The following is a 12,321-nucleotide window of genomic DNA, read 5'->3' on the forward strand; positions in this document are numbered from 1 at the left end:
GGACGAAACGGGGGGCAAAATGTTCCCGAACTAAACAAACCACCGCCCCCACACAGGGGCGGTGGTTTGTTTAGTTCGGGAACATTTTGCCCCCCGTTTCGTCCCACGGGCCGGTCGGTCGGCTGGTGGATGCCCCGGAGCCGGTTAGGCTCAGGGGTGCCGGACCAAGCGGCCCGGCGTTTCCGCGTCACATCCCAGAAGGAGATGCTCGTGCCGTCCATCGACGTCGTCGTAGCCCGGGAAATCCTGGACTCCCGAGGCAACCCCACGGTCGAGGTCGAGGTCGGCCTCGACGACGGCAGCACGGGTCGTGCCGCCGTTCCGTCCGGAGCGTCCACCGGCGCGTTCGAGGCCATCGAGCTCCGCGACGGTGACCCGAACCGCTACCACGGCAAGGGCGTCGAGAAGGCCGTCCTCGCGGTGATCGAGCAGATCGGCCCGGAGCTCGTCGGTTACGACGCCACCGAGCAGCGCCTGATCGACCAGGCGATGTTCGACCTGGACGCCACGGACAACAAGGGCTCGCTCGGCGCCAACGCCATCCTCGGCGTCTCGCTCGCCGTCGCGCACGCCGCCTCCGAGGCCAGCGACCTGCCGCTCTTCCGCTACCTGGGCGGCCCGAACGCGCACCTGCTGCCCGTCCCGATGATGAACATCCTCAACGGTGGGTCGCACGCCGACTCCAACGTCGACATCCAGGAGTTCATGATCGCGCCGATCGGCGCGGAGTCCTTCTCCGAGGCGCTGCGCTGGGGCACCGAGGTCTACCACACCCTCAAGGCCGTCCTGAAGCGCAAGGGCCTGTCCACCGGCCTCGGCGACGAGGGCGGCTTCGCCCCGAACCTGGACTCCAACCGCGCCGCCCTGGACCTGATCCTGGAGGCCATCAAGGAGGCCGGCTACACCCCGGGCAAGGACGTCGCGCTCGCCCTCGACGTCGCCGCGTCCGAGTTCTACAAGGACGGCAAGTACGAGTTCGAGGGCCAGTCCCGCACGGCCGCCGAGATGACCGAGTACTACGCGGAGCTCGTCGAGGCGTACCCGCTGGTCTCCATCGAGGACCCGCTCTTCGAGGACGACTGGGCCGGCTGGAACACCATCACCGCCAGGCTCGGCGACCAGGTCCAGCTGGTCGGTGACGACCTGTTCGTGACCAACCCCGAGCGCCTCGCCCGCGGCATCGAGGAGAAGTCGGCCAACGCCCTCCTGGTGAAGGTCAACCAGATCGGCTCGCTGACCGAGACCCTCGACGCCGTCGAGCTCGCCCAGCGCAACGGCTTCAAGTGCATGATGTCGCACCGCTCCGGCGAGACCGAGGACGTCACCATCGCCGACCTCGCCGTCGCCACCAACTGCGGCCAGATCAAGACCGGCGCCCCGGCCCGCTCCGAGCGCGTCGCCAAGTACAACCAGCTGCTGCGCATCGAGGAGATCCTCGACGACGCCGCGGTGTACGCGGGCCGCAGCGCCTTCCCGCGCTTCCGCTCCGCGAACCAGTAGCCCCGGCCAGGGCCCACCGCCCTGTCGTCCGTACGTCCCCGGCCGCGGTCCCGTACCGTGTCCGGGGACGTTGTACGTACGTGAGGGGAGCGGGGCGACATGGCCAAGGGCAACCGGGACCGGTTCTCCACCGCGGCCCGGCTCAAGGTGCTCGGCGAGCAGACCGCGGCCCGTGTCTACCGGTCGCAGCGGAAGCGCCAGGCACGCCGCTCCCGGCTCACCGGGCGGGCGGCGCTGCTCGCCCTGGTGATGTGCTCGCTGGTGGTGGCCCTCGCGTACCCGATGCGCCAGTACGTGTCGCAGCGCGGCGACATCGCCGAGGAGCGCCGCAAGGAGCACGACGCGGTGGTGCAGGTCGAGCGGCTGCGTGACGAGAAGGCGCGGCTGCAGGACGACGCGTACATCAAGCGGCTGGCCCGTGAGCACCTGCACATGCAGTTCCCGGGCGAGACCGGCTACACCGTGACCGACCCGTCGGCCGGCAAGGGCCGCCGCGACGGCAGGGCGACCACCGGCCGCCCCTGGCACCAGAACCTCTGGGACGGCGTGGACAAGGCCGACCGCCCCGGCGACTGACGACGTGAACCGCCAGCGACAGATCCAGACAGACAGAGACTGAGACAGACACCGCGATGGAAACGCCCCCGCCCCAGACGCCCCGCACCGAGCCGACCGACGCGGACATCGCCGCCTTCCAGGAGCAGCTGGGCCGCCCGCCGCGCGGACTGCGCGCGATCGCGCACCGCTGCCCGTGCGGCAACCCGGACGTGGTCGAGACGGCCCCCCGGCTGCCCGGCGGCACGCCGTTCCCGACGACGTACTACCTGAGCTGCCCGCGGGCCGCGTCCGCGATCGGCACCCTTGAGGCCAACGGCGTCATGAAGGAGATGACGGAGCGTCTGGCGACCGACCCCGAGCTGGCCGCGGCGTACCGCGCCGCCCACGAGGACTACATCGCCCGCCGCGACGCCATCGAGGTCCTGGAGGGCTTCCCGAGCGCGGGCGGCATGCCGGACCGGGTGAAGTGCCTGCACGTCCTGGTCGGCCACTCGCTGGCGGCCGGCCCCGGGGTCAACCCGCTGGGCGACGAGGCCATCGCGATGCTGCCCGAGTGGTGGGCGAAGGGCCCCTGCGTCACCCCCTGCGTGCCCGGGGAGGGCGAGAAGTGACCCGGGTCGCCGCCATCGACTGCGGGACGAACTCGATCCGCCTCCTCGTCGCCGACGCGGACCCTGCCACCGGTGAACTCGTCGACCTGGACCGCAGGATGACGATCGTGCGCCTGGGGCAAGGCGTGGACCGTACGGGGCGCCTCGCCCCCGAGGCCCTGGAGCGCACCTTCGCCGCCTGCCGCGAGTACGCGGCGGTCATCAAGGAGTTCGGCGCCGAGCGGCTGCGCTTCGTGGCCACCTCCGCCTCCCGCGACGCCGAGAACCGGGACGAGTTCGTCCGGGGCGTCCTGGACATCCTGGGCGTCGAGCCCGAGGTGATCACCGGCGACCAGGAGGCCGAGTTCTCCTTCACCGGCGCCACCAGGGAGCTGCACGCCGACGGCGACTACCTGGTGGTCGACATCGGCGGCGGCTCCACCGAGTTCGTGGTCGGCTCGCGCCAGGTGCGCGCGGCCCGCTCGGTGGACGTGGGCTGTGTACGGATGACCGAGCGCCACCACCCCGGCGACCCCGCCACGCCCGAGCAGATCGCGGCGATGAGGGCGGACATCGAGGCCGCGCTGGACCTGGCCGGGCAGACGGTCCCGCTGCGCGAGCCGCGCACCCTGGTGGGTCTGGCGGGCTCGGTGACCACGGTCGCCGCGATCGCGCTGGAGCTGCCCGCGTACGACTCGGCGGCAATCCACCACTCCCGTATCTCCTACGAGGACGTCAGGCGGGTCACCGAGCGCCTCCTGTCCTCCACCCACGAGGAGCGCACGGCGATCCCGGTACTGCACCCGGGCCGGATCGATGTGATCGCGGCGGGCGCGCTGGTCCTGCTGGCGGTCATGGAGCGCACGGGCGCCCCGGAGGTCGTGGTGAGCGAGCACGACATCCTCGACGGAATCGCCTGGTCGGTCGCGTGAAAACGGCTCCGGAGGGCCCGTTGGGGGCCCTTCGGACCACCCGCCGCGAGAAAGTTCGTGAAGTTCTTCACAAGGAAAACCCGCCGGTCGACCCCGATTGGGGGCCGCAGGCCTCTCTTCTGTAGGCCGAGCGGCTCAACAGGGCGCGATCCAGGGGGTCGACCCCGTGTTACGGACGTGTTTCCCGACCCGGTGGTCCAGTCCCCGTAAGCCTGTGAGGGCCAGTTCAGGAGGGGTGAACAACGTTCCCTCGGGCCCCGTGGTTCCCTCCGGCCACCATGACCTCGGTCACGTGGGCCGCGAAGTGTAGCAGAGACCCCGTCGGACCTTGTGAAGGGGCGCACGAGCGAGGCTCCACAGGGGGGTGGATACTCGATGGCATGAGCACCACGGAGCGTCCCCGAATCCTCGTCGTAGGCGGTGGGTACGTAGGCCTGTACGCGGCACGGCGCATTCTCAAGAAGATGCGCTACGCCGAGGCGACCGTCACGGTCGTCGACCCGCGGTCGTACATGACGTACCAGCCCTTCCTCCCCGAAGCCGCCGCAGGCAGCATCTCCCCGCGCCACGTCGTCGTCCCGCTGCGACGCGTCGTGCGCGGAGCCGAGGTGCTCACCGGCCGTGTCACCAGCATCGACCAGGACCGCAAGGTCGCCACGGTCTCGCCGCTCGTCGGTGAGGCCTACGAGCTGCCCTTCGACTACCTGGTCGTCGCCCTCGGCGCGGTCTCCCGCACCTTCCCGATCCCCGGCCTCGCCGAGCAGGGCATCGGTATGAAGGGTGTCGAGGAGGCCATCGGACTGCGCAACCACGTCCTGGAGCAGCTGGACAAGGCCGACTCCACGACCGACGAGGACGTCCGCCGCAAGGCCCTGACCTTCGTCTTCGTGGGTGGCGGCTTCGCCGGCGCCGAGACGATCGGCGAGGTCGAGGACATGGCCCGCGACGCGACCAAGTACTACACCAACGTGAAGCGCGAGGACATGCGCTTCATCCTGGTCGACGCCGCCGACAAGATCCTCCCCGAGGTCGGGCCGCAGCTCGGCAAGTGGGGCAAGGAGCACCTTGAGGGCCGCGGCGTCGAGATCTACCTCTCGACGTCCATGGACTCCTGCGTCGACGGCCACGTGGTGCTGAAGAACGGCCTGGAGGTCGACTCCAACACCATCGTGTGGACCGCGGGCGTCAAGCCCAACCCGGCGCTGGCCCGCTTCGGTCTGCCGCTCGGCCCGCGCGGCCACGTCGACACCGCCCCGACCCTCCAGGTCCAGGGCACCGACTACATCTGGGCCGCGGGCGACAACGCGCAGGTCCCGGACCTCGCCGCCCGCAAGGCCGGCGTGGAGAACGCCTGGTGCCCGCCGAACGCCCAGCACGCGCTGCGCCAGGCCAAGGTCCTCGGCGACAACGTGGTCTCCGGCATGCGGGGCTTCCCGCAGAAGGAGTACGCCCACGCCAACAAGGGCGCGGTGGCGGGCCTCGGCCTCCACAAGGGCGTCGCGATGATCGTCATGGGCAAGATGAAGATCAAGCTCAAGGGCCGTCTCGCCTGGTACATGCACCGTGGCTACCACGGTCTGGCCGTGCCCACCTGGAACCGCAAGATCCGTGTCTTCGCCGACTGGACCCTCGCGATGTTCCTGAAGCGCGAGGTCGTCTCGCTCGGCGCCATGGAGACTCCGCGCGAGGAGTTCTACGAGGCCGCCAAGCCCGCTCCGGCCCCGGCCGCGAAGGTCGAGGAGAAGGCGAAGGCCTCCTGACCCCGGTCAGCCTCCCGTAGCAACGCCCGAAGGGGCCGTCCGCCATCCGTGGTGCGGGCGGCCCCTTCGGCGTGCGCGCCCGGGCCCGGCCTCCCACCGCGCGCCCGCGAGGTACGCCCGTGGCGCTGTAGCGGGATGCCCGGCGCCCGGGGCAATCTTGTCCGGGGCACGGTGCCGGGCCCGGGGGGCCGACTTCACGGAGGTGTGCGCCATGGCCGACGCCGCGACGCGGCTGACCGCTCTCGCGGGTGAGCTCCTGGGCCAGGACCTGCCGGTCCGTATCCGCGCCTGGGACGGCAGCGAGGCCGGGCCGCCGGGTGCCCCGGTGCTCGTGCTGCGCCACCGCCGGGCCCTGCGCCGGCTGCTGTGGAAGCCGGGCGAACTGGGCCTGGCGCGCGCCTGGGTGGCGGGCGAGCTCGACATCGAGGGGGACCTCTACCGGACCCTGGACCTGGTGGCCGGGCTGCTCTGGGAGCGCGGCAAGGGCTCCGGGGCCGCCGTCCGTCCCCTGCGCGACCCGAGGCTGCGGGCCGCCGTCCGCGAGCTCCTGCTGCTCGGCCGGCCCCTGCCGCCGCCCGCCCCGCCCGCCGAGGAGTTGCGCAGGCGGACCGGCCCGCTGCACACCAGGGGCCGCGACCGGCAGGCCGTCAGCCACCACTACGACGTCGGCAACGCCTTCTACGAGCTGGTCCTCGGCCCCTCGATGGTGTACTCGTGCGCCTACTGGGAGCACCCCGACGCCACCCTGGAGCAGGCCCAGCACGACAAGCTGGAGCTGGTCTGCCGCAAGCTCGGCCTCGGCGAGGGCGACCGGCTGCTCGACGTCGGCTGCGGCTGGGGCTCGATGGCCCTGCACGCCGCCCGCCACCACGGCGCCCGGGCCGTCGGCATCACGCTCAGCGCCGAACAGGCCGCCTACGCCCGCAAGCGCGTCGCCGAGGAGGGCCTGGCCGACCGGGTCGAGATCCGGGTGCAGGACTACCGGGACGTGACGGACGGGCCGTACGACGCGATCTCCTCGATCGGGATGGCCGAGCACGTGGGCTCGGCGCGCTACCGGGAGTACGCGGACGACCTGTACGCCCTGCTGAAGGACGGCGGGCGGTTGCTCAACCACCAGATCGCGCGGCGCCCCGAGGGGGACGAAGCGGGCTACCACGTGGACGAGTTCATCGACGCGTACGTCTTCCCCGACGGGGAGCTGGCCCCGCTCGGGCGGACCCTGGCGACCCTGGAGGACGCCGGGTTCGAGGTGCGGGACGTGGAGGCGCTCCGCGAGCACTACGCGCTGACCCTGCGCCGCTGGGTGGGGAGTCTGGAGGCGGGCTGGGCGCGGGCGGTGCGGCTGACCGGCCCCGGCCGGGCCCGGGTCTGGCGGCTCTACATGGCCGCCTGCGCGCTCTCCTTCGAGCGCAACCGGATCGGCGTCAACCAGGTCCTGGCGGTGAAGACCCCGCCGGGGGGCGCCTCCGGGATGCCGCTGCGGGCGCGTAGCTGGGGGAGCCCGGACCGGTAGCGGGCGGGCCGCGTTGGTACCTTCGACCGATCGGACGGAATCTCGCCGTCCGATTTGTCATGTACGTGCTATTCGTAGCCCTATGCACTGGAGGCCGGTGTGCCCCGCCACCGCAGAACCTGGCTCCTCGGCCTGGCCGTTGCCGTGATGTCCGTCTTCGCCGGGCCGGGTGCCGCCTCGGCCGACACCCTCACGGTCACCGACGGGGCGCTCTTCAACGACCCGTCGGGCACCACCGCCGACCAGGACCGGATCCGCGACTACGTCGTCTCGCTGGTCAACGACGCCCCCGCGGGCAGCACCGTCCAGATGTCGATGTACACCTTCACCGACGACGTGCTGCGCACCGCGCTGATCGCCGCCAAGGACCGCGGTGTCGCCGTGAAGCTCGTCGTCGACTACAAGTCGCACAACTACCGGCCCGACGGCACCGAGCTGACCAAGGGCGGCGAGTACGAGAACCTGGCCGCGGCGCTCGGCACCGACCGCACCAAGGCCTCCTGGATCCTGTCCTGCCCGCAGGGCCGCGCCTGCATCGCCAACCGCAAGCTCAACTCCGGTGACGACGGCTCCATCAACCACAACAAGTTCTTCCTCTTCTCCCACACGGGAGGCGCGGACAACGTCGTGGTGCAGACCTCGGCCAACATGTCGGGCACCCAGCGCACCGACCTCTTCAACAACGCCGTGACGCTGGTCGACGCCGGTCTCTACGCCAACTACCAGGCGTACTTCAACGACCAGGTGGCCAACGGATCGGCGGGCACCAGCGACAACGACTACTACTCCACGCCGATCAGTTCGACCAACCCGAACTACAAGACGTACTTCTTCCCCCGCAAGGAGAGGTCCGGCACCACCTACTCGACGGACCCGGCCACCGACACGGTCAAGCTGATCCTCGACAAGGTCACCTGCTCCGCCACCCAGCACTCCGAGGTGCGGATGGCGGCCAACCTCTTCTACCGCGACCAGATCGCCAGCAAGCTGGTCTCCATGGTGAACGCGGGCTGCAAGGTCTATCTGGCGGCCGACGCCAACCCCGACGGCGGCGGCAGCGGCGTCCCGTCGATGGGCAAGACGGTCGAGTCCATCGTCTACGGCAAGCTCACCCAGCGCGTGGAGTGCTTCGAGACCCCGCCCGCCGGGCACTCGGTCAACATCGGCATCCACTCCAAGTACCTGCTGGTGAACGGCGTCTATGAGGGCGTCGCCAACGAGAAGATCGTCTGGACCGGCAGCCACAACTACTCGTGGCAGGCGCTGCGCTCCAACGACGAGACCATTCTGAAGATCAACGACGACGTGGTCTACGACCAGTTCAAGGCCAACCACGACCGGCTGATGTCGTACTGCGCCGGAAGCTGACGAAGGCGGACACGGCGAAGGGCCCGGGACGCCGGATGCCGTCCCGGGCCCTTCGCGCAGGTGTGCCTACTCCGTCTTGATCGCCGTCAGCATGTTCAGCCGGGCGGCGCTGCGGGCCGGCCACATCGCGGCCAGCACGCCCACCAGACCCGCGAGCGCCATGAACAGCGCGATCCGGTCCCACGGGATCACCAGCGCGTACGCCGGGATCGATCCCTTGATGGTCTCGCCGATGGCCCAGGCCAGGAAGGTGCCGAGGCCCACGCCGATCAGCGCGCCGAAGACCGCGATGACGACGGCCTCCAGACGGATCATTCGCTTGACCCGGGCGCGGTCCAGGCCGATCGCCCGCAGCATCCCGATCTCCTGCTGGCGCTCGAAGACCGACATGGCCAGCGTGTTGACGACACCCAGGACCGCGATGAGCAGCGCCATCGCGAGCAGCCCGTACATGATGTTCAGCAGCGTGTTGATCATGCCGCCGAAGGTGTCGCGGATGTCCTGCTGGTCCATGAAGCTGATCGCCGGGTTGTCACCGAGCGCGTTGACCAGCGCCTGCTCATTGGCCTTGGTGGCGCCGCCGGACATCTTCACGAAGACCGACTCGATGTGCGGCCGGGTCTCGTGCGGGTCGAGGACCGACGTCGCGGCGAGCACCGGGTCGAGGAACTCCTGCTTCTTGAAGACCGCGCCGACGGTGAGCGTCGTCTTCTTCTTGTCGTCGAACTCGACCGGCAGCCGCGTGCCCGGCTTCCAGCCCCGCTTCTCAGCGGTCTCGTCGTCCACGGCGAGCTGACCCTGGCCGAGGGTGGCGAGCGAGCCGGAGACCGTCTCGACCTTCAGCACCTTCTCGATGTCGCCCGGGGTCACCCCGGTGACCGAGCGGAAGTCGCCGTCGATCTGGAGATACGAGGACTCCTTGGGCGAGGCCGCGGTGACGCCCGGCGCCTTGCGCAGCTCCGGCACGACCGACTTGTCCAGCCGGTCGCCACTGGCCATCGCGACCATGTAGTCGGCCTTGATGTTGTCCGTGGTCGTCTTGTCGATCGCCTTGCCGACCGTGATGCCGAGCACCGACAGCGCGGTGACCAGGGTCAGACCGATGGCGAGCGCGGAGGCGGTGGCGCCGGTGCGGCGCGGGTTGCGCACCGCGTTCTGGCTGGCCAGCTTGCCGGAGACGCCGAACACCCGGGCCAGCGCCGGACGTACCACGGCGATCACCGGCCGCGACAGCAGCGGGATGAGCACGATGATGCCGACCAGGGAGAGGAAGGCGCCGAGGCCGATCATGTTCTTGCCGTCCCGCCCGGCGCCCGCGCCGGCCAGGACCGCGGCGAAGCCGCCCAGGGTGATGACCGCGCCGATGGTGTTCCGCACGACCAGCGACTTGGTGGTCGCGGCGGCGTGCACGCTGTTCATCGCGGCGACCGGCGGGATCTTCGCGGCGCGCCAGGCGGGCAGCAGGGCGGCGGCCAGGGTGACGAGCACACCGACGGCCAGCGCGGCGATCACCGGGGTGGAGGAGACGATCAGCGAACCGGCCGGCAGCTTCACGCCGAAGGAGTCCATCGCGGAGCGCAGCCCCACCGCGAGCCCGAGACCGAGCCCGAAGCCGACCGCCGAGGCGACCGTGCCGACGACCAGCGCCTCGGTGAGCACCGAGCGCCGCACCTGGGAGCGCGAGGCGCCCACCGCGCGCATCAGGGCCAGCTCCCTGGTGCGCTGGGCGACCAGCATGGTGAAGGTGTTGGAGATCAGGAAGATGCCGACGAAGAGCGCGATGGCGGCGAAGGCCAGCAGGGTCTGGCTGAGCGCGCTCAGCCCCTCCTCGATGTCGTCCGCCTCCTGCGCGGCGAGCGCCTGTCCGGTGCGGGCCGTCGCGTGCTCGGGCAGCGTGGGCAGGACCTGGTCCAGGAGCTTCTGGGCGTCGACACCGGGCTTCGCGGAGACGTTGACCTTCTCGAAGAAGCCGGGCTTGAGGTAGAGCTGCTGCGCCACCTTGGTGTCGAACAGGACGAGGCTGCCGCCCGCGTTGACCGAGCCGTCCTCGGTGGTGAACACACCGGCGAGGGTGTACGTTTTCACCGGCCCGTTGGTGGCGACGCGGATCCGGTCCCCGACCTGGTACCCGCCCTTGTCGGCGGTGTCCTCGTCGAGCGCGATCTGCCCGTCCCGGACCGGCCCGGTACCGGCGGTGAAGGTGTAGGCGGGGTCCTTGCCGTCGCGGCTCGGCGAGAAGTTCCCGCCCTTGTTGGCCCAGCCCTGGCCGATCAGCTTGCCCTTCTTGTCGGCCACCCCGGCGAACCCGTCGACGCGCCCGTTGACCGAGGTGACTCCGTCCAGGGCCGCGATCTTGTCGAGGGTCCGGCGTCCGACGCCCGGGTCCTGCTTGTCGTCGTCCCGGCTGCCGTACGACTCGATGGCCACGGCCACGTTGTCGTAGCTCTTGGCCGACTGGTTCTTGAAGGCACTCTTGAGGGTGTCGGTGAAGACCAGGGTGCCGGAGACGAAGGCCACGCCGAGCATCACGGCGAGCACGGTCATCAGCAGCCTGGCCTTGTGCGCGAGCACGTTGCGCAGGGCGGTTTTGAACATGGGGCTTTTCTCAGTCCTGGGGTGGGGGGCCGGGCGAAGGGACGGACGGTGCGGGGCTGTGCCCCTGGATCAGCTGGTGCGGCCCAGCGCGTCGAACTCCTTCATGCGGTCCAGCACGCCGTCGGCGCTCGGGTGCAGCATCTCGTCGACGATCCGGCCGTCGGCGAGGAAGATCACGCGGTCCGCGTAGGAGGCGGCGACCGGGTCGTGGGTGACCATGACCACGGTCTGGCCGAGCTCGCGCACCGAGTTGCGCAGGAAGCCGAGAACCTCGGCGCCCGCGCGGGAGTCCAGGTTTCCGGTCGGCTCGTCACCGAAGATGATCTCGGGCTGGGAGGCCAGGGCGCGGGCCACGGCCACGCGCTGCTGCTGGCCGCCGGAGAGCTGGGTGGGCCGGTGGGAGAGCCGCCCGGACAGGCCCACCATGTCGATGACCTTGGCCAGCCACTCCTTGTTCGGCTTGCGGCCGGCGATGTCCATCGGCAGCGTGATGTTCTCGGCCGCGGTCAGCGTCGGCAGCAGGTTGAACGCCTGGAAGATGAAGCCGATCTTGTCGCGGCGCAGCTGGGTGAGCTGCTTGTCCTTGAGGGAGCCGAGCTCGGTCTCGCCTATGCGGACCGACCCGGAGCTGAACGAGTCGAGCCCGGCCACGCAGTGCATCAGCGTGGACTTGCCGGAGCCCGAGGGGCCCATGATCGCGGTGAACTCGCCCTGGTGGAAGTCGACCGTCACCCGGTCGAGCGCGACCACCTGGGTCTCGCCCGCGCCGTAGACCTTCGACAGCTCGGTGGCGCGGGCGGCCACCGCGGTGGCGCGGTGTGCGGTGGGGATGGTGGTCAACGGAAGGCTCCTGTCGGACGTGGTGCGGGGACTCCTCCATCCTCGATGCCGCGGGGCCCCGGGATCGTCCATCCCTGTGCCCGTTCGCGGGCCGTCTTGAGTCTTACGCGGACGCCGCCCGCCTCCTCCTGCGGTATGACACCGCCCCTTAGGCGCCGGCATCCGCGCCGGTCGTCCGCGGGCCGCGCGGGCGGGAGTCGAATTCGCGTCATTCCGTTACGCACAGTCCGGCTGACCGGTATGCCTGCCAACCGCCTCCGGCATGTGCCGGAAGGGTTCTCAGCCGGACTGACGCCCCCTCAAGCGCCAATAAAATAAGACAACATCGGCCATCGATCCGCCGGGCGGGGGAGCCGTCCCGATAGGCTCTTCGGGGGAACGTAGGAACCGCGCGACCAGCCCGGATGGTGGAAAGCAGACACGGCGAGCTTAAACCTCGCTGGCCCTAGGGCCGTGCCGGTTCAAGTCCGGCTCCGGGCACCTCTCGCCCCCTCGGGGAAGAGCGTGAAGAACCGATAATTCGGTGGGCGGAACGACCGCGGAACGGGCCCTGCGGCCGATTACCGACGAATGAGCGACGCGTGGGTGAACGCTTCCCGCGCGGCTCCGGATCCACTCCGCCGGCTCCACGGCTCCACCCCGCAGCCTCCGCCCCCGGCTTC

Annotated in this window: 9 protein-coding genes and 1 tRNA gene; 8 read left to right on the forward strand and 2 right to left on the reverse strand. The window is 70.4% G+C overall.

Translation table 11 applies throughout. The features are described 5' to 3' along the window. Nucleotides 1-210 precede the first annotated feature (210 nt). The 7 genes from eno (at nucleotide 211) to ACJA3G_RS16810 (ending at nucleotide 8,224) form a co-directional block, all read left to right on the forward strand. Complete coding sequence (eno, locus tag ACJA3G_RS16780; RefSeq protein ID WP_406553794.1) at nucleotides 211-1,500, forward strand: phosphopyruvate hydratase; 1,290 nt, start codon at nucleotides 211-213, stop codon at nucleotides 1,498-1,500. A 99-nt stretch (nucleotides 1,501-1,599) separates the two neighbouring features. Continuing rightward, nucleotides 1,600-2,076, forward strand: a complete 477-nt coding sequence (locus tag ACJA3G_RS16785) for a septum formation initiator family protein (protein WP_406553795.1) — start codon at nucleotides 1,600-1,602, stop codon at nucleotides 2,074-2,076. A gap of 56 nt (nucleotides 2,077-2,132) precedes the next feature. After that, the gene (locus ACJA3G_RS16790; protein WP_406553796.1) at nucleotides 2,133-2,669 is read left to right on the forward strand and encodes a DUF501 domain-containing protein; all 537 of its coding nucleotides are present in this window, start codon (nucleotides 2,133-2,135) and stop codon (nucleotides 2,667-2,669) included. After that, complete coding sequence (locus ACJA3G_RS16795) at nucleotides 2,666-3,580, forward strand: exopolyphosphatase (protein ID WP_406553797.1); 915 nt, start codon at nucleotides 2,666-2,668, stop codon at nucleotides 3,578-3,580. The genes ACJA3G_RS16790 and ACJA3G_RS16795 overlap by 4 nt, the downstream gene beginning before the upstream one ends. Nucleotides 3,581-3,960: 380 nt before the next feature. Further along, nucleotides 3,961-5,340 carry an NAD(P)/FAD-dependent oxidoreductase gene (locus ACJA3G_RS16800; RefSeq protein ID WP_406553798.1) on the forward strand — a complete coding sequence of 460 codons (1,380 nt, stop codon included), beginning with the start codon at nucleotides 3,961-3,963 and terminating at the stop codon, nucleotides 5,338-5,340. Nucleotides 5,341-5,551: 211 nt separating this feature from the next. Further along, nucleotides 5,552-6,856, forward strand: coding sequence for a class I SAM-dependent methyltransferase (locus ACJA3G_RS16805; RefSeq protein ID WP_406553799.1), 1,305 nt, complete (start codon nucleotides 5,552-5,554; stop codon nucleotides 6,854-6,856). A gap of 99 nt (nucleotides 6,857-6,955) precedes the next feature. Next, on the forward strand, nucleotides 6,956-8,224 hold the full coding sequence (locus tag ACJA3G_RS16810) for a phospholipase D-like domain-containing protein (protein WP_406553800.1): 1,269 nt from the start codon (nucleotides 6,956-6,958) through the stop codon (nucleotides 8,222-8,224). A 66-nt stretch (nucleotides 8,225-8,290) separates the two neighbouring features. On the opposite strand, the gene ACJA3G_RS16815 is transcribed toward ACJA3G_RS16810, so the two are convergent. After that, nucleotides 8,291-10,819 (reverse strand): ABC transporter permease, encoded by a 2,529-nt coding sequence (locus tag ACJA3G_RS16815; RefSeq protein ID WP_406553801.1) that lies wholly within the window; start codon nucleotides 10,817-10,819, stop codon nucleotides 8,291-8,293. Nucleotides 10,820-10,888: 69 nt separating this feature from the next. After that, nucleotides 10,889-11,659 (reverse strand): ABC transporter ATP-binding protein, encoded by a 771-nt coding sequence (locus ACJA3G_RS16820; RefSeq protein ID WP_406553802.1) that lies wholly within the window; start codon nucleotides 11,657-11,659, stop codon nucleotides 10,889-10,891. A gap of 398 nt (nucleotides 11,660-12,057) precedes the next feature. Between ACJA3G_RS16820 and ACJA3G_RS16825 the strand changes: the two genes are divergently transcribed. After that, nucleotides 12,058-12,139 (forward strand) — tRNA-Leu (locus ACJA3G_RS16825). Nucleotides 12,140-12,321: the final 182 nt, after the last annotated feature.

The sequence above is a fragment of the Streptomyces sp. YS-3 genome, assembly GCF_045257485.1.
Taxonomy (GTDB): domain Bacteria; phylum Actinomycetota; class Actinomycetes; order Streptomycetales; family Streptomycetaceae; genus Streptomyces.

Excerpts from the sequence above, each read along its gene's own strand:
- ACJA3G_RS16785 (WP_406553795.1), top strand. The coding sequence starts at position 1,600 with ATGGCCAAGGGCAACCGGGACCGGTTCTCCACCGCGGCCCGGCTCAAG.
- ACJA3G_RS16790 (WP_406553796.1), top strand. The coding sequence starts at position 2,133 with ATGGAAACGCCCCCGCCCCAGACGCCCCGCACCGAGCCGACCGACGCG.
- ACJA3G_RS16800 (WP_406553798.1), top strand. The coding sequence starts at position 3,961 with ATGAGCACCACGGAGCGTCCCCGAATCCTCGTCGTAGGCGGTGGGTAC.
- ACJA3G_RS16805 (WP_406553799.1), top strand. The coding sequence starts at position 5,552 with ATGGCCGACGCCGCGACGCGGCTGACCGCTCTCGCGGGTGAGCTCCTG.
- ACJA3G_RS16815 (WP_406553801.1), bottom strand. The coding sequence starts at position 10,819 with ATGTTCAAAACCGCCCTGCGCAACGTGCTCGCGCACAAGGCCAGGCTG.